This window comes from Kitasatospora sp. NPDC059827 (assembly GCF_042731675.1).
In the GTDB taxonomy this organism is placed as follows: Bacteria; Actinomycetota; Actinomycetes; order Streptomycetales; family Streptomycetaceae; genus Kitasatospora.
Genome location: NZ_JBHWIV010000062.1, coordinates 13672 through 33769, shown reverse-complemented (window position 1 = coordinate 33769; position 20098 = coordinate 13672). Strand labels below are relative to the sequence as shown.

General features: G+C 73.7%; 16 protein-coding genes. 12 read left to right on the top strand and 4 right to left on the bottom strand.

Annotated features, from left to right (window positions below):
- Nucleotides 1-180: 180 nt before the first annotated feature.
- The 6 genes from nirB to ACFV8H_RS30155 all read left to right on the top strand — a co-directional run bounded on the left by nirB (nt 181) and on the right by ACFV8H_RS30155 (nt 8119).
- A complete protein-coding gene (gene nirB, locus ACFV8H_RS30180; protein ID WP_380406291.1) occupies nt 181-2769 on the top strand; it encodes a nitrite reductase large subunit NirB in 2589 nt (862 codons plus the stop codon).
- Complete coding sequence (gene nirD / locus ACFV8H_RS30175; RefSeq protein ID WP_380406289.1) at nt 2766-3137, top strand: nitrite reductase small subunit NirD; 372 nt, start codon at nt 2766-2768, stop codon at nt 3135-3137. Before nirB ends, nirD begins: the two co-directional genes overlap by 4 nt.
- Nucleotides 3134-4468 (top strand): nitrate/nitrite transporter, encoded by a 1335-nt coding sequence (locus tag ACFV8H_RS30170; RefSeq protein ID WP_380406286.1) that lies wholly within the window; start codon nt 3134-3136, stop codon nt 4466-4468. The genes nirD and ACFV8H_RS30170 overlap by 4 nt, the downstream gene beginning before the upstream one ends.
- Nucleotides 4469-4590: 122 nt before the next feature.
- The gene (locus ACFV8H_RS30165) at nt 4591-5046 is read left to right on the top strand and encodes a hypothetical protein (protein WP_380406283.1); all 456 of its coding nucleotides are present in this window, start codon (nt 4591-4593) and stop codon (nt 5044-5046) included.
- Nucleotides 5047-5217: 171 nt separating this feature from the next.
- On the top strand, nt 5218-5823 hold the full coding sequence (locus ACFV8H_RS30160; protein WP_380406280.1) for a hypothetical protein: 606 nt from the start codon (nt 5218-5220) through the stop codon (nt 5821-5823).
- A 298-nt stretch (nt 5824-6121) separates the two neighbouring features.
- Nucleotides 6122-8119 (top strand): Ig domain-containing protein, encoded by a 1998-nt coding sequence (locus ACFV8H_RS30155; RefSeq protein WP_380406277.1) that lies wholly within the window; start codon nt 6122-6124, stop codon nt 8117-8119.
- A 160-nt stretch (nt 8120-8279) separates the two neighbouring features.
- Here the strand turns inward: ACFV8H_RS30155 and ACFV8H_RS30150 are convergent, their stop codons facing one another.
- Nucleotides 8280-8762 carry a hypothetical protein gene (locus tag ACFV8H_RS30150; protein ID WP_380406274.1) on the bottom strand — a complete coding sequence of 161 codons (483 nt, stop codon included), beginning with the start codon at nt 8760-8762 and terminating at the stop codon, nt 8280-8282.
- Nucleotides 8763-9321: 559 nt separating this feature from the next.
- On the opposite strand from ACFV8H_RS30150, the gene ACFV8H_RS30145 reads away from it, so the two are divergent.
- Nucleotides 9322-10164 (top strand): FAD binding domain-containing protein, encoded by an 843-nt coding sequence (locus ACFV8H_RS30145; RefSeq protein ID WP_380406271.1) that lies wholly within the window; start codon nt 9322-9324, stop codon nt 10162-10164.
- Complete coding sequence (locus ACFV8H_RS30140; RefSeq protein WP_380406268.1) at nt 10161-12932, top strand: molybdopterin-dependent oxidoreductase; 2772 nt, start codon at nt 10161-10163, stop codon at nt 12930-12932. The genes ACFV8H_RS30145 and ACFV8H_RS30140 overlap by 4 nt, the downstream gene beginning before the upstream one ends.
- A gap of 69 nt (nt 12933-13001) precedes the next feature.
- Here the strand turns inward: ACFV8H_RS30140 and ACFV8H_RS30135 are convergent, their stop codons facing one another.
- Nucleotides 13002-13511, bottom strand: a complete 510-nt coding sequence (locus ACFV8H_RS30135; protein WP_375883684.1) for a universal stress protein — start codon at nt 13509-13511, stop codon at nt 13002-13004.
- Nucleotides 13512-13727: 216 nt separating this feature from the next.
- Nucleotides 13728-15968: a potassium-transporting ATPase subunit KdpB gene (gene kdpB / locus ACFV8H_RS30130; protein WP_380406265.1), complete on the bottom strand. Its 2241-nt coding sequence runs from the start codon at nt 15966-15968 to the stop codon at nt 13728-13730.
- Nucleotides 15969-16320: 352 nt separating this feature from the next.
- Between kdpB and ACFV8H_RS30125 the strand changes: the two genes are divergently transcribed.
- From ACFV8H_RS30125 to ACFV8H_RS30115, 3 genes are all read left to right on the top strand, one after another.
- A complete protein-coding gene (locus tag ACFV8H_RS30125; protein WP_380406262.1) occupies nt 16321-16497 on the top strand; it encodes a hypothetical protein in 177 nt (58 codons plus the stop codon).
- A 39-nt stretch (nt 16498-16536) separates the two neighbouring features.
- A complete protein-coding gene (gene lysA / locus ACFV8H_RS30120) occupies nt 16537-17883 on the top strand; it encodes a diaminopimelate decarboxylase (RefSeq protein ID WP_380406259.1) in 1347 nt (448 codons plus the stop codon).
- Between the two features lie 117 nt (nt 17884-18000).
- Entirely contained in the window at nt 18001-18435 is a 435-nt protein-coding gene (locus ACFV8H_RS30115; RefSeq protein WP_380406256.1) for an ML domain-containing protein, read from the top strand.
- Between the two features lie 54 nt (nt 18436-18489).
- On the opposite strand, the gene ACFV8H_RS30110 is transcribed toward ACFV8H_RS30115, so the two are convergent.
- Nucleotides 18490-19446, bottom strand: a complete 957-nt coding sequence (locus tag ACFV8H_RS30110) for an ArsR/SmtB family transcription factor (RefSeq protein WP_380406253.1) — start codon at nt 19444-19446, stop codon at nt 18490-18492.
- A gap of 139 nt (nt 19447-19585) precedes the next feature.
- On the opposite strand from ACFV8H_RS30110, the gene ACFV8H_RS30105 reads away from it, so the two are divergent.
- The gene (locus ACFV8H_RS30105) at nt 19586-20035 is read left to right on the top strand and encodes a hypothetical protein (RefSeq protein ID WP_380406250.1); all 450 of its coding nucleotides are present in this window, start codon (nt 19586-19588) and stop codon (nt 20033-20035) included.
- Nucleotides 20036-20098: the final 63 nt, after the last annotated feature.

Sequence of the window (20098 nt, the reverse complement as noted above, 5' to 3'; positions counted from 1 at the left end):
CCCGGTGGCCGGGCGCCGTGAGCGAGGCGTACCGCGTCCGCAACATCCGCGACCCGGCCGCGAAACAGCGGGCCGCGACCGTTCTCGGCATGGCGTAGACCAGCCCCGCCGCCCTCGCCGCAGCCACCGATACCCCCTGCACCTGCTCACCCGAGGAACCGCAATGACTGGAGACACGCGATGACCCTTGACGACGGCACGGTCCGGGACCTCGTGCTGGTCGGCCACGGCATGGTCGGCCAGCGTTTCCTGGAGGCCTGGAGCGAGCAGCCCGCCGCCCGCGGCTGGCGGGTCACCGTGCTCGCCGAGGAGCCCCGGCCCGCCTACGACCGGGTCCACCTCAGCGCGCTGTTCTCCGGCAGCGCCCCCGAGGACCTCGCGCTCTGCCCGCCCGGCTTCCTCGCCGACCACGGCATCGACCTGCGGCTCGGCGACCCGGTCACCGCGATCGACCGGGCGGCGCGGCTGGTCCGCACCCGCTCCGGCTCCGAACTCCGGTACGACGCCCTGGTGCTGGCCACCGGCTCGGTGCCCTTCGTGCCGCCCGTCCCCGGCACCGACGCGCCCGGCTGCCACGTCTACCGCACCGTCGAGGACGTCGACGCGATCCGCGCCGGTGCCGCCGGCGCCGCCACCGGCGTGGTGGTCGGCGGCGGCCTGCTCGGCCTGGAGGCGGCCGGCGCCCTGCGGGCCGGCGGACTGGCCACCCACGTGGTCGAGTTCGCGCCCCGGCTGATGGCCGTCCAGGTCGACGACGGGGGCGGCGCCGCGCTGCGCCGCAAGATCGAGGACCTCGGCGTCACCGTCCACACCGGCGCGGGCGCCGACGCCGTGCTGACCGGCCCGGACGGCCGGGTCCGCGGCCTCGCCCTCTCCGACGGCCGCGAACTGGCCGCCGACCTGGTGGTCTTCTCCGCCGGGGTGCGCGCCCGCGACCAGCTCGCCCGGGACTGCGCCCTGCCCGTCGGCGGGCGCGGCGGCATCGTCGTCGACGCCCACTGCCGCACCGAGGACCCGGCCGTCCTCGCCATCGGCGAATGCGCCCAGGCCGCCGACGGCCGGGTGTACGGGCTGGTCGCCCCCGGCTACCAGATGGCCGAGACGGCGGCCCGCACGATCGCGGAGCAACCGGGTACGGGATTCACCGGCGCCGACACCTCCACCAAGCTCAAACTGCTCGGTGTCGACGTCGCCAGCTTCGGCGACCCGCACGGCAGCGCCGAGGGCGCCCTCGACGTGCTCTACAGCGACGGCCGCAGCGGCGTCTACCGCAAGCTGGTGATCGGCGCCGACGGCGCCCTGCTCGGCGGCGTCCTGGTCGGCGACACCGAGGGCTACGGCGCGCTGCGCCCGCTCGCCGTCGCCGGGAAGCCGCTCACCGTCGCCCCCGAACAGCTCGTGCTGCCAGCCGGGTTCGCCCCCGCCGGACCGCTCGCCCTGCCCGACGACGCGGTGCTCTGCTCCTGCCACAACGTCACCCAGGGCGCCGTCCGGGCCGCCGTCCGCGACCAGGGCGCCGACGGCGTCGCCGCCGTCAAGAAGTGCACCCGGGCCGGCACCGGCTGCGGCAGCTGCCTCAAGCAGCTCGGCACCGTCGTCACCGAGGAACTGGCCGCCGCCGGGGTCGCCACCGTCCAGGGCCTGTGCGAGCACTTCGCCCACAGCCGTGCCGAGTTGTACGAGATCGTCCGGGTCACCGGGCTGACCGGCTTCTCCGACCTGCTCGCCGGGTACGGCAGCGGCGGCGAGGGCTGCGACGTCTGCAAGCCGACCGTCGCCTCCATCCTGGCCAGCCTCGGCAACGGCCACATCCTGGACGGCGAACAGGGCGCCCTCCAGGACTCCAACGACCACTTCCTCGCCAACCTCCAGCGCAACGGCTCCTACTCGGTCGTCCCCCGGGTGCCCGGCGGCGAGATCACCCCCGAGGGCCTGATCGCGATCGGCGAGATCGCCCGCGACCACGGCCTCTACACCAAGATCACCGGCGGCCAGCGGATCGACATGTTCGGCGCCACCGTCGACGAACTCCCCGTCATCTGGCGCAAGCTGGTCGACGCGGGCTTCGAGTCCGGGCACGCCTACGGCAAGTCGCTGCGCACCGTGAAGTCCTGCGTCGGCGAGACCTGGTGCCGCTTCGGCGTCCAGGACTCCACCACCCTCGCCATCGAACTGGAGCTCCGCTACCGGGGGTTGCGATCCCCGCACAAGCTCAAGGCCGCCGTCTCCGGCTGCGCCCGCGAGTGCGCGGAGGCGCAGAGCAAGGACTTCGGCGTCATCGCCACCTCGGCCGGCTGGAACCTCTACGTCGGCGGCAACGGCGGCACCACCCCCCGGCACGCCGACCTGCTCGCCGCCGACCTCGACCGCGAGACCCTCATCCGCACCATCGACCGCTTCCTGATGTTCTACATCCGCACCGCCGACCGCCTCGAACGCACCTCGGTCTGGCTGGAGCGCCTGGAGGGCGGACTCGACCACCTGCGGGCCGTCGTCCTGGACGACTCGCTCGGCATCGCCGCCGAGCTCGACGAACTGACGATCCGTCACATCAGCGGCTACCGCGACGAATGGGCCGAAACCCTGGCCGACCCCGAGCGGCTGCGGCGGTTCTCCTCCTTTGTCAATGCTCCCGGCACCCCCGACCCCGCCGTTACCTTCGTTCCCGAACGCGGCCAGATCCGCCCCGCCCGCCCCGGCGAGGCCGGCCACACCCTCAACTCCCCGGTGCTCGTCGCCGGGGCCCGACTGGAGGTGCTCACCCCGTGACCGTACAGATCCACGACGGCAACCACTGGCAGACCGTCTGCGCCCTCGCCGACCTCCAACCCGGCCGCGGCGTCGCCGTGCTGCTCCCCGAAGCCGGGCAGGTCGCCCAGCAGGTCGCCCTGTTCCGCGGGCGCGGCGGCGAGTTGTACGCCGTCGACAACCTCGACCCGTTCAGCGGCGCCCCCGTCCTCGCCCGCGGCCTGCTCGGCAACCGCGGCGACCGGCCCACCCTCACCTCGCCGATGTACAAGCAGGTGTACGACCTCACCGACGGCCGCTGCCTGGACGAGGACACCGCGCCCGACGGCGCACCCGCGGTGCTGCGCCGCTGGCCGGTCCGGGTGCTCCCCGTGGAGGCCGCGGCATGACCACCGTCGTGGAGTCCAGAACCCCCGCCCCGCTGGCCGGTTGGGACCCGGAGGACGAGGAGATGTGGGCCCGCGGCGGCGCCCGGATCGCCCGGCGCAACCTGGTCTTCTCCGTCCTCTCCGAGCACATCGGCTTCTCGGTGTGGAGCCTGTGGTCCGTGCTGGTGCTCTTCCTCGGGCCCGAGTACCACATCGACACCGCGGGCAAGTTCACCCTCACCGCGCTGCCCACCGCGCTCGGCGCCCTGCTCCGGCTGCCGTACACCTTCGCCGTCGCCCGCTTCGGTGGCCGCACCTGGACGGTGGTCAGCGCCCTGCTGCTGCTCGTGCCGACGGCCCTCGCCGCCCTGGTGCTGGAACCCGGCGTCTCCTACGGCACCCTGCTCGCCGTCGCCTGCGTGGCCGGCGTCGGCGGCGGCAACTTCGCCTCCTCGATGGCCAACATCAACGCCTTCTACCCGCACCGGCTCAAGGGCTGGGCCCTCGGGATCAACGCGGGCGGCGGCAACCTCGGCGTCCCCGCCGTCCAGTTGCTCGGGCTGCTCGTGCTGGCCACCGCCGGCGCCGCCCACCCCCGGCTGCTGCCGCTGCTCTACCTGCCGCTGATCGTGCTCGCGGCGGCGGGGGCCCAGTGGCGGATGGACAACCTGCCGAAGGCGCCCAGGGGAGAAGGGCGGGCGCTGCGGGAGGTCGCCCGCGACCCCTACGGCTGGGCGGTCTCCACCCTGTACATCGGCACCTTCGGCTCCTTCATCGGCTTCGGCTTCGCCTTCGGGCAGGTGCTCCAGGTCCAGTTCCACGACCGCTTCGACACCCCGGTCAAGGCCGCCGCCCTCACCTTCCTCGGCCCGCTGCTCGGCTCCCTGCTGCGGCCCGTCGGCGGACGCCTCGCCGACCGGTACGGCGGCGCCCGGGTCACGCTGGCGACCTTCGTTGCCATGGGCGCCGGCACGGCGGTCGTGCTGCTCGCCTCCCGGGCCGGCTCGCTGCCGCTGTTCCTCGGCGGGTTCATCGCGCTCTTCGTGCTCAGCGGGATCGGCAACGGGTCCACCTACAAGATGATCCCGGCGCACTACCAGGGCCTCGCCCGGACGGCGGTCGCGGCCGGCGCCGACCCGGCCGCCGCCGAGGCCGACTCCCGGCGGCGGACGGCGGCACTGATCGGCCTGGCGGGCGCGGTCGGGGCCTTCGGCGGGGTGCTGGTGAACCTGGCCTTCCGGCAGTCCTTCCTGGCCAGCCACAACGGGGACGCCGCGTACCTCGGGTTCCTGGCGGCGTACCTGCTGTGCTCGGCGCTGACCTGGGCGGTGTGGCTGCGGCCGCGACGGTGACGCTCTGCTGCTGCCGGGTCGTCACGAGGTCGTTCGTACGACGATCGGACGACCCGGCGCGCGGGCGGGCGGAGCGGCGGTTAGCGTCGGCCGCACCACGCCCCACATCCTCGGAGGTTGCAGTGCAGCGGTGGATCGTCCTGACGGTACTGACCTCGGCCCTCACCGGCCTCGCCGCCCCGGCCCAGGCCGCCGCCCCGACGGCGGCCCCGGCCGACGATGCGCCCGCCATCACCGTCACCCTCGGTGACGTCGTGATCGACCCGAAGGTCCCCAGCAAGGCCCGGGTGAACGTCAGCTACCTGTGCTCGGTCGCCGACGGGGCCCGCTCGCTCACCGTCTCGGTCGAACAGCAGGACCCGGAGGACTCCTCCTCCAAGGCCTTCGGCTCCAGCCGCACCCCGGACACCGACATCGTCTGCGACGGCACCGTCCAGCAGCGGCAGCTGCCCGTCCAGTCCAAGACCGTCAACTGGATCCCCGGCGCGGACGCCGTCGTCATCGCCACCGTCTCCAACATCGGCACCACCCCGTCCGCCGCCGCCGACTCCCGCCAGGTGAAGCTCGCCGTCGGCTGAGCACGGAATCACCGTTCGCGGTGGCCCCCGGGCCTGGCGCCGTGTCAGGGCGCCAGGCCCGGGGGCCGTTGGCCGACCTCCGCTGAGTGCTGAATCCCACCCCTGAACAGGACTGCTGCTTCCGACCCCTGTGTTCTACAGTTCTGTAGAACTACGCGAGAGGGGCACGGCATGGACAGGCCGCTTCGGCTGCCGCAGCAGGATCGGGCCGACTTCGAGACGGAGTTGGGCAGGGCGTTGGCGGCGCCTCAGGTGCGGGCGGCGTTGCAGGGGGTGGGGGGTGAGGTGGACCGGTTGCGGCGGGTGGCGCGGGAGAACGCGGAGTACGTGCTGGCCGCCGCCGCGCCGGAGTACGAGCGGTACGCGGCGTTGCGGGCGGATGCCGACGCCGTGGCGCGGCTGCCGGTGGACGTGCCGGGGCGGGGGCGGGCTTCCGGGTGGTGGGGGGTGCTGGGGGTGATCGTGCCGATCATCGCCGCCGCCGCCGCCGTGGTGTTGCTGGTGCTCGGCTATCTGCTGGGGCTGTCGGACGACGCCGAGGCGTTGGGGCGGGCGCTGGTGGGGGCCGGCTGGGTGGCCGGGGGGATCGGGGCGGTGTGTCTGCTGGTGGGCGGTTTGGGGTTGTTGGGGGCGGCGTCGCGGTCGGCGGGGAGTGGGGAGGCCGTGGGCGGGGCCGGGGAGCTGGTGGTGGCGCGGGACGCGTGGCGGGCGGCGCTGACGGAGCGTGGGTTGGTGCCGTTCCTGGTGACGCAGGCGCACGCGGGGCGTCCGGTCTGAGGAATGCCAAGGCCCTGGTGAGGCCTGGTAAGGGGGAGTTAAAATCCGGGCCCGCCGGGGGAGTTGTCCGCGCCGCCGTCGCGGGGTGATCGGCCCTGGTGGGGTGCGGTGCGGGCGCGTCGGGCCCCGGGGGTGCCGCTGTCGGGCGCCGGGTGGAAGGCCTTGTGCGCGACCATCAGTGAAATATCATATGGCGCATTGCACAGTGCGAGGCCCGGAGTGAGGCCCCTTCCCCGTCCGCCCGGACCGCGTGTGCGTCCCGCCCTCCCCCCACGTCACGAGAGACGGAACCCGACCCGTGTTCAGATTCCGATCCCGCACGCCCAGTGGCGCCCGCCGCCCGGTGCGCGCCCCGCGGACCGCCCTGGTGGCCCTCGCCGCCGCCATGGCCGGTGCCGCGCTCAGCAGTCCGCTGTCCGCGATGGCCGACTCCCACGCGCCGCGGGCCGCCACCGTCGAGGCCCGGCCCGGCACCCCGAAGGCGGAGCAGGCCGCCGCCCCGAAGAAGTCCGGCCCGCGCCGGGTCGGGGCCGCGAAGGCCGGCCCGGTGGGCACCACGACGAAGGCGCCGCAGCTGGTGGACGGCGCCGACCCGGGCACCGGCGGCAAGGACGGCGACGGCAACGTCGCCAACGAGTACGACCTCCAGGTCACCTACAAGGGCGGCCAGGAGTCGACCGGTGTGGTGATCGGCGCGCCCAAGGTGTACCTGGTGCTGTGGGGTTCCCAGTGGGGCACCCCGTCGACGAACGCGACCGGTGACACCGTGGCGACCGGCGACCCGGACCAGGCCGCGCCGTACCAGCAGGACTTCTTCAAGGGCCTGGGCAGCCAGGGCGACGGCTGGAGCGCCGTACTGACCCAGTACTGCGAGGGCGTCGCCGCCGGCTCCGTGCAGTGCCCGGCCGGCTCCGCCCACATCCCGTACCCGCAGCAGGGCAGCGTGCTGGCGGGCGTCTGGGTGGACAACGCCGCGCCCGCGCCGCAGGCGGCGACCGAGCCGCAGCTCGGGGCGGAGGCGCTGGCCGCGGCCAAGCACTTCGGCAACCTGACCGAGGCGCAGAACCGCAACGTGCAGTACGTCATCGACTCGCCGCAGGGCACCGACCCGGACAAGTGGAAGGAGCTGGGCTACTGCGCCTGGCACGACTTCCAGCGCTCCCCGTACGGCCAGCTCGCCTACACCAACATGCCGTACCTGACGGACGTGGCCGGCTGCGGCACCAACTGGTTCGGCGAGAACACCCCGCGGGGGCGGCTGGACGGCTACGGGATCATCGGCGGCCACGAGTACGCGGAGACGGTGAGCGACCCGAACACCCCGGGCGGCTGGACGGATGCCACCGGTCAGGAGATCGGTGACAAGTGCGCCTGGATCCCGAAGGGCGCCAACGGCGGGCTGTTCTTCGAGGACCTGGCGACGGGCAGCTTCCCGCTGCAGACGCTGTGGTCCAACGCCGACCACCTGTGCGCGGCCTCGGACCCGATCGTGGCCTCCCCGCCGGTCTCGGTGAGCACCATGTGCGACCGTACGGACCAGGCCGGACACCCGCTGTCCATCCCGGCGGTGGGCGTCTCCGGCACCGGCTCGGCCCTCACCTACAGCGCCACCGGGCTCCCGCAGGGGCTGGCCATCGACCCGCACAGCGGGGTGATCTCCGGCACCGCCGCCGCGACCAGCGGCTACCAGCGGATCAACGTGACGGCGACGGACGCGGCGGGCAAGGCGGCGTCCACCGGCTTCTGGGAGAACGTCAGCGCCGCCGGCGGGTCCGGCTGCGGATCGATCGAGCAGCTCACCGACGCCGGGTTCGAGAACGGCTCGGCGGACGTCGACCACACCGTGATGACGGACGCCTGGAGCCCGTCGGGGTACAACATCATCACCCCGTCCAGCCTGCACGCGCCGCACTCCGGCTCCTGGTACGCCTGGCTGGGCCAGAACACCGGGACGGACGACTCGATCACCACCTACCTGAACACCTACCCGGGCTACGGGCAGGCGAGCTTCTCCTTCTGGCTGGACGTGGAGTCGAGCAACACCTCCGCCACGGCGCCCGACACCCTGTCGCTGGTGGCGGTCGACCAGTACACCGGCCAGCCGCTCGGCACGGTGAAGACCTGGAGCAGCCGGAACCCGACCAACGGCTACCAGTACCAGTCGGTGGACCTCTCCTCGGTGATCGGCCAGGTCGGTTGGGGGACCACCATCGGCCTCAAGCTGGTCTCCCACGAGTCCGGGACGAGCCCGACCACCGCGTTCCTGATCGATGACGCCTCGGGCCGGGAGAGCTGATCCCGCACCGGAACTGATCCCGCGCCGGAACTGATCCCGCGCCGGAGCTGATCCCGCGCCCGAACTGATCCGGCACCCGAACGTCCGCCCCGGTACCGCGTGTTGCGGTGCCGGGGCTTCGTTCGCTGTTTCGGGCACCCGCCGCCGCTGCCGCCGGCCCTCACGCCCCCGGCAGCGGCGGCGGTGCGGTGCGGGTGCGGGTGCGGGCGGCGTCGACCAGCAACTGGACGGCCTCGACCGGCAGTCCCAGCCGGCGGGCGATCCAGGGGGCGGTGCGGCCGGCCCGGGCGAGCATCCAGGCGGAGTACAACTGGCCGAGCTGCGGGGCGTGTTCGGCGAGCAGCAGCGGGCGTACGGCCTCCATCGGGAAGCCTTCGAGCGCCCAGGCGCTGTACTCGCGCCGCCCGTTGGGGCCGGGCGGGGGGAGCGGGAGCGGGCGGCGGGCTTCGAGCCAGCGGCTGAACAGGACCGCGCCGACGACCAGCAGGCCGGAACAGGAGGCACCGATCAGGACGGCGCCGATGACGGGGCGGTCCTCCTCCTCGGCGAGGCCGAGGGCGATCTCCTCCAGGACGAGCAGCCCGAGGACGGCGGCCAGGACGGCCGCCTCGCGGGGGTGCGGGAGGAGCCTGGACGTCGTCATGGGGTACCTCTTCCTCGGCGGGGGGTGCGGAGGGCGGGGGCGGGCGCGGCGGATCACCTTCCGTACAACGGCGGCGGGCGGTCCGGGGTACGCCCGGACGGCGAGGTGGTGAAGGGCCGCGCACGGAGTTGACGGTGCGTCAGCGTCTCAGCGCCGGAAGGGAGTTCTGCCGGGAGCGGACCCGCGGGTACGGGGCTGGGGGTGGGCCCGGGCGCGGGTGTCGCGCGGGTGGGGGCCCGTCGGGGTGCGGTCCGTGTGTCTCGCCTCCTTCCGGTCGGGCGCACCGGGGCGGTGCGGACGTCGACGGGTACAGGAGTCCACCTTCGGACCTGCCGACAGCATAGCCCGGCCATGCCAACTTCGACAGGCTTGTCGAAGTTGGCATGCGGAGCGGCCGACTCCCCTCCGGGCCCCGGCCGGACGGGCCGCGCCCGGCCTGGAGGATCGACCAGCGGCGGGCCGGTCCGAATGGTGCCCGGGACCACTCGTGACGCCCGCCCGCCGACCGCTTCAATCGCCCTACCGAACGAACGGAACAGGCCGGGGACGGAGGGGCGACATGGATCTGAACACGGTGGCCGAACTGCGGGACGCCCGCCTCGGCGGCCCCTGGCGGTCCGGCGACGCTTGGCTCGGCGGCGGGACGTACCTGTTCTCCGAGCCGCAGCCGCACATCCGCCGCCTGATCGACCTCGGCCGGATGGGCTGGCGGCCGCTCACCCGGACCCCGGACGGCGGCCTGGAGATCGCCGCGACCTGCACCGTCGCCCAGCTCTCCCGGTACGGCCGCCAGGAGGCCGACTGGACGGCCGCGCCGCTGGTCGAGCAGTGCTGCCGGGCCTTCCTGGCCTCCTGGAAGATCTGGAACATGGCCACCGTCGGCGGCAACCTCTGCAACGGCCTGCCCGCCGGCCCGATGATCTCGCTCACCGCGGCGCTGGACGGCGTCTGCCTGCTGCGCGCCCCCTCCGGCGAGTACCGGAAGGTCCCGGTGGCGGAGTTCGTCACCGGCGCCGGCCGCAAGGACCTGCGGCCCGGCGAACTGCTGCGCTCCATCACCCTGCCGGCCCGCGCGCTGGCGAGCCGCACGGCCTTCCGCCAGGCCTCGCTGTACGGGCTGGGCCGCTCCGCCGCGCTGCTGGTCGGCGCCCTGGACCCGGAGGACGGCTCGCTGACCCTCACCGTCACCGCCTCCACCGTCCGCCCGTTCCGCTTCTGGTTCCCGCCCGCCCCCAACGCGGCGGCCGTCGAGGAGGCGATCCGGGACGGCATCCGGCCGGAGGACTACTTCGACGACATCCACGGGCTGCCCGCCTGGCGCCGGCACCTGACCTTCCGCTTCGCCGAGCAGATCCGCCGGGAGCTGAGCCCTCACACCCCCACCGAGGAGGCAGCGCGATGAGCTTCGCGATGCACGTCAACGGCCGCCCCACCGGGGCCGAGCCGCGCCCCGGCCAGTGCCTGCGTACCTATCTGCGCGAGCGCGGCTGGTTCGGCGTGAAGAAGGGCTGCGACGCGGGCGACTGCGGCGCCTGCACCGTGCAGGTCGACGGCAACCCCGTGCACAGCTGCCTCTACCCGGCGGCCCGGGCCGCCGGCCGGTCCGTCACCACCGTGGAGGGCCTGGCCGGCCCGGACGGCGAGCTGCACCCGATGCAGCAGCGCTTCCTGGACGCCCAGGGCTTCCAGTGCGGCTTCTGCACGGCCGGCTTCCTGATGACCACCAGCGCCCTGGACGAGGAACAACTCACCGACCTGCCGCGCTCGTTGAAGGGCAACCTGTGCCGCTGCACGGGCTACCGGGCGATCGAGGACGCGATCAACGGCGTCCGCCACACCGAGGAGCCCGACCCCGGCCACGCCGTCGGCCGCAACCTCGGCGCCCCGGCCGGGCCGCAGGTGGTCACCGGCACCGCCCGCTACACCTTCGACGTCGACGTGCCCGGCCTGCTGCACATGAAGCTGCTGCGCTCGCCGCACCCGCACGCCCGGATCCTCTCCATCGACACGGCGGCCGCCCTGCGCGTCCCCGGTGTGCACCTCGTCCTCACCCACCACGACGCGCCCGAGCGGCTCTACTCCTCGGCCCGGCACGAGCACCCCACCGAGGACCCGGACGACACCCGGCTGCTGGACGACGTGGTGCGCTTCGTCGGCCAGCGGGTCGCCGCCGTGGTCGCGGACAGCGAGGCGGCCGCCGAGGAGGGCTGCCGCCGGATCGTCGTCGAGTACCGGCAACTCCCGTACGTGCTCGACCCGGAGGAGGCGATGGCGCCCGGCGCGCCGGTGCTGCACCCCAAGGGGCCGGAGTCCCGGATCGCCCGCCCGGAGAACAACGTCTGCGGCGAGGCGCACGGTGAACTCGGCAGTGTGGAGCAGGGGTTCGCCGAGGCGGACGCGGTGTACGAGGAGACCTTCCGGACCCAGCGGGTCCAGCACGCCAGCCTGGAGACCCACGGCTGCGTCGTGACCTTCGAGCCGGTCGCGGAGGCCGGGGAGACGGGGGAGACGGGGGAGGAGCGGATCGTGGTCCGTTCCTCCACCCAGGTGCCCTTCCTCACCCGGCGTGCCCTGTGCGCCCTGTTCGACCTGCCGATGGAGAAGGTCCGGGTGGTGGCCGGCCGGGTCGGCGGGGGCTTCGGCGGCAAGCAGGAGATGCTCACCGAGGACATCGCGGTGCTCGCGGCGATGCGGCTGCACCGGCCGGTGAAGCTGGAGTTCACCCGCGCCGAGCAGTTCCACGGCGCCACCACCCGGCACCCGTTCCTGGTCACCGTCAAGCTCGGCGCCAAGCGGGACGGCACCCTGACGGCGATCCGCTTCCGGGTGGTGTCCAACACCGGCGCGTACGGCAACCACGGGCCGGCGGTGATGTTCCACAGCGTCGGTGAGTCGATGGGCGTCTACCGGGCGCCGAACAAGAAGGTGGAGGCGTACTCCGTCTACACCAACGGCGTGCCGGCCGGGGCCTTCCGCGGCTACGGCCTCGGGCAGGTCACCTTCGCCGTGGAGTCCGCGATGGACGAGCTCGCCCGGCGGCTCGGCGTCGACCCGCTCGTCCTGCGGGAGAAGAACATCATCGGCCCCGGCGAGCACATGGAGGGCCCGCTCGGCGAGGAGGAGGACCTCCACATCGCCAGCTACGGCCTCGACCAGTGCCTCGGTGTCGTCCGGGAGGCCCTCGCGAACGACACCAGCGCCGAACTCGCCCCGGAGGGCTGGCTGGTGGGCCAGGGCTTCGCGATGGCGGCCATCGCCTGCGGCCCGCCCGGCGGGCACATCGCCGACGCCACCGTGCGGCTCCTGGAGGACGGCGGGTACGACATCGCGGTGGGCACCGCCGAGTTCGGCAACGGCACCACCACCGTCCACCGGCAGATCGCCGCCGGGGCCCTGGGCACCACCGTGGACCGGATCACCGTCCGGCAGTCCGACACCGACGTCGTCCGGCACGACACCGGCGCCTTCGGCTCGGCCGGTACGGTCGTCGCGGGCAAGGCGGTGATGAAGGCCGCCAACGCGCTCGCCGAACTCCTCCTCACCTTCACCGCCGAGTACGCCCGCACCCCGCGCAGCCTGCTGCGGCTCGGCGCCGACGCGGTCGAGTGCGACGGGCGGACGATCACCCTCAAGGAGGTCTTCGAGGCCGCCCGCGGCAAGGGCGTCGAGCTCGCCGCCGACGGCCACTTCGGCGGCTCGCCGCGCTCGATCGCCTTCAACTCGCAGTGGTTCCGGATCGCCGTCGACCCGGACACCGGGGAGATCCGGATCCTGCGCAGCGTGCACGGCGCCGACGCCGGGCGGGTGATGAACCCGATGCAGTGCCGCGGCCAGGTCGAGGGCGGGGTCGCCCAGGCGCTCGGCGCGACCCTGTTCGAACGGGTGCTGCTGGACGAGCACGGTGAGGTCACCACCGCGGCCTTCCGCCGCTACCGGCTCCCGGCGTACGCCGACGTACCGCGCACCGAGGTGCACTTCAGCACCACCTCGGACGCGATCGGCCCGCTCGGCGCCAAGTCGATGAGCGAGAGCCCGTTCAACCCCGTCGCCCCGGCCTTCGCCAACGCGCTGCGCGACGCCACCGGCATCCGCTTCACCGACCCGCCGTTCCTGCGCGACCAGGTCTGGCAGGCCCTGGCCGAGCGGCGGGGGAGCCACGACGCCGAGTGACGGGGGCCCGGTCGGGACAGGAGACCCGGTCGGGTCCGAAGGCCCCGGCCGGGCCCGCTGCCGCTGCCGCTACCGTGCCAGCAGCGGCAGCGGTGCCCCGGTGCGGGCGGTCAGCTCCAGCCGGGTCAGCAGCGCCGACGGCGAGACCTCGATCACCCGGCAGCCCGCCCGGTGCCGGCAGTACCGGGCGACGGAGGTGCCGCGCAGCAGGTCGAAGCGGCGCCGGGTGGCGGCGCCGAGGACGAGCAGGTCGTCCGGTCCGGTGACGGCGGCGGCCAGGGCGGGCCCCGGTTCGGCGTTCACCACCACCGGGTGGATCACCAGGCCGGACGGGTAGCCGCCGTAGGCCTGTTCGAAGGCGACGTCCAGCCGGCGGCGGGCGGCGTGCTCCAGTTCGGACAGCGGGCGCAGCCCGTCCCGGTCGCCGACCGTCCAGGCGGCGACGGGCACCAGCACGGCCTCCTGCCGGGCCGCCTCGCCGACGGCGTGGTAGAGGGCGGCCAGACTGCTCAGCGACCCGCTCAGGCCGACGATCACTCGGGTGGTGCCGGTCGTGGTGTCGGTCGTGGTCCCGGTCATGGCCGTTCGCCTCCGTCTCTCCGGTAACGCACTCCGGTCGGTTCTGCCGGTGAGGTGCTCCTTGCTTCGGATGCCTCCAGTGAACCCCGGAACCATGCCCTCCGTACCGGCGCTGACACCGTCATGACGCCGGTCGCACGCATCTTGACGGCCTCCTGACAGGCGGCCTCCTGGCAGAGGGCCTCCCGACAGACGGCCTCCTGGCAGCTGTGGGGTTCAGCCCAGGCCCGGGACGAACTCGATCAGCAGGTCGATCGCCTTGATGCCGAGGAACGGCAGCACCAGCCCGCCCAGCCCGTACACCCGCAGGTTGCGCCGGAGCAGGTCGGTCGCGGAGGCGGGCTGGTAGCGCACGCCGCGCAGGGCGAGCGGGATCAGGGCGACGATGATCAGCGCGTTGAAGATGATCGCGGAGGCGATCGCGGACTGCGGGCTGTGCAGGCCCATGATGTTGAGGTGGTGCAGCCCGGGGTAGGCGTGGGCGAACATCGCGGGGATGATCGCGAAGAACTTGGCCACGTCGTTGGTGATCGAGAAGGTGGTCAACGCGCCCCGGGTGATGAGGAGTTGCTTGCCGACCCGGACGATGTCGATGAGCTTCGCCGGGTTGGAGTCGAGGTCGACCATGTTGCCGGCCTCCTTGGCGGCCGGGGTGCCGGAGTTCATCGCGACGCCGACGTCGGCCTGGGCGAGGGCGGGGGCGTCGTTGGTGCCGTCACCGGTCATCGCGACCATGTTCCCGGCGGCCTGTTCGCGCCGGAGGTGGGCGAGCTTGTCCTCGGGGGTGGCCTCGGCGAGGAAGTCGTCCACCCCGGCCTCCTCGGCGATCGCCCGGGCGGTCAGCGGGTTGTCGCCGGTGACCATGACGGTGCGGATGCCCATCCGGCGCAGTTCGGCGAAGCGTTCGGCGATGCCCTCCTTGATCACGTCCTTGAGCTCGACCACGCCGAGCGCCCGGGCGCCGTGCCGGTCGTGCACGGCGACCAGCAGCGGGGTGCCGCCGGCCGCGGCGATCCGGTCGACCAGGGGCTTCGCCTCCATCGGCATCCGTCCGCCGGAGTCCACCACCCAGCGGGCGACGGCCGCGGCCGCGCCCTTGCGGATCAGGCAGCCGGTGCCGTCCGGCCAGCTGAGGTCGACGCCGCTCATCCGGCTGTGCGCGGTGAACGGCACGGGCCGCTGCTCGCCCAGTTCGCCGGGGGTCCGCGGTGGCACCCAGTACTGACGGTTCGTCAGTTCGACCAGGGAGCGGCCCTCCGGGGTCTCGTCCGCGACGGACGCCAACTGGGCCGCCTCGGCGAGCTGTTCGGTGGTCGCGCCGGGCAGCGGGTGCAGGGCGACGGCCCGGCGGTTGCCGTGGGTGATGGTGCCGGTCTTGTCGAGCAGCAGCACGTCCACGTCGCCCGCGGCCTCGACGGCCCGTCCGGACAGGGCGATCACGTTGCGCTGGACGAGCCGGTCCATCCCGGCGATGCCGATCGCGGACAGCAGGGCGCCGATGGTGGTCGGGATCAGCGCGACCATCAGTGCCACCAGGACGACGGTGGTCTGCGGGGCGTGGGCGTAGATGGCCATCGGCTGGAGCGAGACCACGGACAGGACGAAGACGATGGTGAGCGAGGCCAGCAGGATGTTGAGGGCGATCTCGTTCGGCGTCTTCTGCCGGTTCGCGCCCTCGACCAGGGCGATCATCCGGTCCACGAAGCTCTGCCCGGGGCGCGAGGTGACCCGGACCACCAGGTGGTCGGAGAGCACCTTCGTCCCGCCGGTGACGGCCGTGCGGTCGCCGCCGGACTCGCGGATGACGGGCGCGGACTCGCCGGTGATGGCGGACTCGTCCACCGTCGCGACGCCCTCGACCACCTCGCCGTCCTGCGGGATCACCTCCCCGGCCGGCACCAGCACGATGTCGTGCAGCGTCAACTCCTCGGCGGGGACGACCTCGTGGCGGTGGTCGCGGGTGCCGACCCGCCAGTGCAGCAGCCGCCGGGCGGTGGTGGCCGCCTGGGCGCGGCGCAGGTAGGCGGCCTGCGCCTTGCCCCGGCTCTCGGCCACGGCCTCGGCGAGGTTGGCGAACAGCACGGTCAGCCAGAGCCAGAAGGAGATCGCCCAGGCGAAGACGCTCGGGTGGACGACGGCGCTGATGGTGGTGAGCGCCGAGCCGGTCTCGACCACGAGCATCACGGGGTTGCGCAGCATCGTGCGGGGGTGGAGCTTGCGTACGGCGGCGGGCAGGGCCTCGGCCAGCTGGCGCCGGGTGATCAGCTGCCGTCGGCCCTTGGTGGTCGACGGGCGGTGGCTCGGGTGCGGGGGCTCCGGCGCGGCGGGCTCCGGGCGGCGGAACCAGTTCTGCGGGCTGGGGCCGGGGCTGGGGCCGGTGCCGGGCGTGGTGCCGGGCGTGGTGCCCGGGCCTGTGCCAGGGGTGGTGTCCGGTGGGGTGAGGGCCGAACGGCGCATCGTCTCGGGGGACCTTCCGGGGCGCCCCGAAGCTGCGGGGCGGCGTGCTCGGGGGCGACGGGGACGGGCCACAGCCCACCATCGGAGTCCGCCGGGCCATGCCGGCCTTGACGCGGGCTTGGCGAGGAAGCGGCCATCCTTGACGCTTCCCTGACATCGTGGGCGCCCGGCCCCTGACCTGCACGAACAGTCGTTCGGAACACTGGAATCCCGGGCATGTCAGGAAGTCGTCAAGGTACGCCCCCGATGCGTAGGCCGTGCGTCAAGGCCGGGTGCGAACGGTGCCCGGAGGGTCTCCACTGGATGCGGGCCGCCGGACGACGGCCCCTGCCGCAGATCCCAGGAGCCCGCCGTGACCACCGCCACCGCCCTCATCGACGTCGACCAGCCGCTGGGGCGCACCATCCGCCTGGTGCCCGCCGCCGACCGCCAGGACCGGCCCGAGCCGCCCTCACCCGCGCCGAGCGCCGTCGACCAGGCGCGCACCCGCCCGGCGCACTGCCGCTTCGCCATGCACTACGAGGACTGACCGAGCCGCCCTTCCCCGCCACCCGTAGGAGTAGCCGCCATGACCCAGCTGATCGCCCCGCCCGTTCCGACCCCCGCCCCCGCCGACACCCTCGGCGGCCCGTGGCCCGCCTCCGCGCGGCCCGGCCCGGGCGGTGAGGTCCTGGTCGGCGGCGTCGGACTGGCGGAGGCGGCCGAACGGTTCGGCACCCCGCTGTACGTCCTGGACGAGGGCGAGGTGCGCAGCCGCGCCCGGGCCTACCGGCGGGCACTGCCGCACGCCGAGGTGCTGTACGCGGCCAAGGCCTTCCTGTGCAGCGCCATGGCCGACTGGGCCGCCGAGGAGGGCCTCGGCCTGGACGTCTGCTCCTCCGGCGAACTGTGGCTGGCCGTCTCGGCCGGCTTCCCGGCCCAGCGCATCCTGCTGCACGGCAACGCCAAGTCCCCGGAGGAACTGCGGCTGGCCCGGCGGCTGCGGGTCGGGCGGATCGTCATCGACGGCCCGGCGGAGATCGCCCGGCTGGCCGCGCTGGTCGCCGCCGACACCCCGCAGAAGGTGCTGGTCCGGGTCGTCCCCGGGATCGCGGCCGGCCACCACGCGGCCGTGCGCACCGGCGTCGGCGGCCAGAAGTTCGGCTTCCCGATCGAGGGCGGCGACGCGGCCGACGCCATCGCCCGGGTGCTCGACCAGCCCGGCCTCGAACTGGCCGGACTGCACTGCCACCTGGGCTCGCAGATCACCGAGCTCGAACCCTTCCTCCAGGCCGTGGACGCCCTGGTGCGGCTGCTCGCCGCGGTGCGGGACCGGCACGGCGTCGAACTGGCCGAACTGGACCTCGGCGGCGGCCACGGCATCAAGTACCTGCCGGGGGACGCCGAGTTCGACCTCGCCGAGTTCGCCGTCCGGGTCACCGACCGGCTCGCGGTCCGCTGCGCCGAGGCCCGGCTGGAGGTGCCCCGACTGATCGTCGAGCCGGGCCGCGCCATCGCCGGACCGGCGGCGGTGGCCGTCTACCGGGTGCTCTCCGTCAAGCACACGGCGGACGGCCGCACCTTCGTCGCCGTCGACGGCGGCATGAGCGACAACCCGCGCCCGGCCCTGTACGGATCCCCCTACAGCGTCCGGCTGGTGGGCCGCCGCTCCGACGCCGGCGCGGCCCGGGTGGACGTCGTCGGCCGCCACTGCGAGGCGGGGGACGTCCTGGTCCACGACGCCGTCCTGCCCGCCGACCTGCGCCCCGGCGACCTGCTCGCCGTCCCCGCGGCCGGCGCCTACCAGCTGTCGATGGCCTCCGGCTACAACCTGGTCGGCCGCCCCGCCGTGGCCGCCGTCAAGGACGGCCGCGCCCGGCTGCTCATCCGCCGCGAGACGGTCGAGGACTTCCGCCTGCGCGAGGTGGGCCGCTGAGGCGTTTGATTCATTCGTTCGAGTGGATTGACGTGCCTCCGTCCGGGACCACTGCCGCTCGCAGTCAAGACTGTCGCGATGTGCCGCTGGGGCGCATCGCGACAGAAGGAGCTCTCCGTGCCCGGCTGGAGCTACACGAACGCCGGTCTGCCGTCGGACCCGCTGCAGATCGACTCCGTCTCCGTCACACCCGATCCCCCGAAGCCGGGAGGTGCCGTCACGCTCCGGATCGACGGGACGGTGCAACAGGCGATCCAGGACGGCGCCTACTTCGACCTGACGGTCAAGCTCGGCCTGATCAAGCTCGTCCAGCGCCGGTTCGACCTCTTCGAGGAGCTGCGCGGAGGCGGCGCGGAGGCCCTGAAACTGAGCTGCGACACCAGCGACGGGAAGCGCCCCGTCCCGGTGGGCAGGACGGTGCTGACCACCGTCGTCGAACTCCCCGGGGAAGTCCCGCGCGCGAAGTTCAAGCTCCAGGTCCGCGCTTACACCGTGGCCGACGACGACCTGGCAGCCCTGGACCTCGATGTCGACCTCCTGTCCGCCCGGTAGCTCCGAGGGCCTGTGCGGGACGTCGGACCGGCCGACGTCCCGCACAGGCCGTGCTCAGCCGAGGAGGAGGTCGCGGCCGAGGGTGGTGAGGCTGTGCCGGACTTCGCGGCCCCGGCGCTCGGTGGTGATCACCCCGGCGTCGCGCAGCACGGTGGCGTGGGCGGAGGCAGTCGGTGCGGACACGCCGAGGTTCTCGGCCAACTGGCCCGTGGTGCAGGCGCCCTGGGCGATCGCCCGGAGGGCCCGGGTGCGGGCGGCGCCGAGCAGGCGGGCCAGTCCGTCCGCGCGGCGGGCCGGGTGGTCGCGGCCGGGGTACAGCAGTGCCGGCGACCGGTGGGCGCCCAGGGGCGCGGTGAGGCCGGAGAGGAACAGGTTGGGCCGCAACTCCAGCCCGCGCCCGCCGAGGTCGTACGCGAGCCGCCAGTCCGGACTGGCGTACCGGAGGGCGCCCTCGTCGTGCCAGGACAGGTCCGGGTGGAGCTGCGCCAGCATCGGGCCGAGCCCCGTCTCGGCGACGACGCGCGAGCGCTGTTCGACGTCCGCCCGCAGGGCGCGCTGGATGTCGGGCCAGTCCGGGGCGAGGCAGGTGCGGAACAGCGCCCAGGCGGCGTCGGTGATCCGGCGCAGCCGGCGGGTGCCGCCGTCCCGCAACTCGGCGATGACGCGGGGGAGGTCCGGCCCGGTGCCGTAGTCCCGCATCTCCCGGTGGACCTCGGCCTCGGGGAGGGCGAGCAGGGCGTCGAGTTCGTCGCCGATGGTCGCCCGCGCGGCCGTGCTGTCGGGGGTCAGGAACATCGGTACGCCGAGCGGGCTCGCGTTGACCAGATCGATGAACGCCGCGGCCTGCTGCGGGACATGGCCCTTCACCCGGCGCCACCACCGGTCCCGGTTCACCGAGTCGCGGGCGCAGTGGTGCTGCGGGCCGGCGACGCCGCCCAGCACGTGATCCAGCGGAGAGACCGCGAACCGGACGCGGGCCAGGTCGGCCGGCCGGAAGCCGATTTCGAGCACAGCCGATGGTGCCACGCGGCCGGGCCGCCGTGGGTGAGTTCTCAACTATGAGGCCCAGCGGCGAAGAGCTGTCGCCGGAGGAGCCCCGACGGCGAAGGTGGCGGTGCACGGCCAATCCGACACCGGAGGAAAGAAACCCATGCGCAAGATTGCCAGCCTCGCCCTCGCGGCGGCGGCCACCCTCGGCCTGGTCATCGGCTCCACCAGCAGCGCCTCGGCGCAGTCGATCGGAGGCCTCCATTGTCGCGAGTACTCCGTGCCGGTGGGACACAACGTCAAACTGCAGCCGTGCGTCGATGACAGCGTCTATCAGAACAGCGTGACCTCGTCCGTGAACGTCTACGGGACGCCGGACACCCAGGTGCGCGTCTGGCAGGCGATCGCCCGCGTCAACGCGGACGGCTCCATCACCGACTTCAACCCGAGCGTCCTGTACACCGTTGACAGCGATCTGACCTCGAACACCGACTACCAGTGGTTCGGGCACAACCTCTACTGCGCAGTCGGCGGGACCCTGGTCATCGACACCTGGATCACCAACAACGACGTCCGCCAGGGCTCGGTACAGTCGCCGAAGTTCAGCTGCTGACTCGGGATCCCGACGGCCCCGAGCCGTGACAGGCCCGCGCGGGCCCCGGGGGTGGCCCCCCCC

What these genes read in the sequence shown, in the direction of transcription:
- ACFV8H_RS30150 (WP_380406274.1), bottom strand. Translation starts at nt 8,762, where the DNA reads ATGACGACGTCCAGGCTCCTCCCGCACCCCCGCGAGGCGGCCGTCCTG.
- ACFV8H_RS30135 (WP_375883684.1), bottom strand. Translation starts at nt 13,511, where the DNA reads ATGACCGGGACCACGACCGACACCACGACCGGCACCACCCGAGTGATC.
- nirB (WP_380406291.1), top strand. Translation starts at nt 181, where the DNA reads ATGACCCTTGACGACGGCACGGTCCGGGACCTCGTGCTGGTCGGCCAC.
- ACFV8H_RS30105 (WP_380406250.1), top strand. Translation starts at nt 19,586, where the DNA reads ATGCGCAAGATTGCCAGCCTCGCCCTCGCGGCGGCGGCCACCCTCGGC.
- ACFV8H_RS30160 (WP_380406280.1), top strand. Translation starts at nt 5,218, where the DNA reads ATGGACAGGCCGCTTCGGCTGCCGCAGCAGGATCGGGCCGACTTCGAG.
- ACFV8H_RS30140 (WP_380406268.1), top strand. Translation starts at nt 10,161, where the DNA reads ATGAGCTTCGCGATGCACGTCAACGGCCGCCCCACCGGGGCCGAGCCG.
- lysA (WP_380406259.1), top strand. Translation starts at nt 16,537, where the DNA reads ATGACCCAGCTGATCGCCCCGCCCGTTCCGACCCCCGCCCCCGCCGAC.
- ACFV8H_RS30170 (WP_380406286.1), top strand. Translation starts at nt 3,134, where the DNA reads ATGACCACCGTCGTGGAGTCCAGAACCCCCGCCCCGCTGGCCGGTTGG.
- kdpB (WP_380406265.1), bottom strand. Translation starts at nt 15,968, where the DNA reads ATGCGCCGTTCGGCCCTCACCCCACCGGACACCACCCCTGGCACAGGC.
- ACFV8H_RS30145 (WP_380406271.1), top strand. Translation starts at nt 9,322, where the DNA reads ATGGATCTGAACACGGTGGCCGAACTGCGGGACGCCCGCCTCGGCGGC.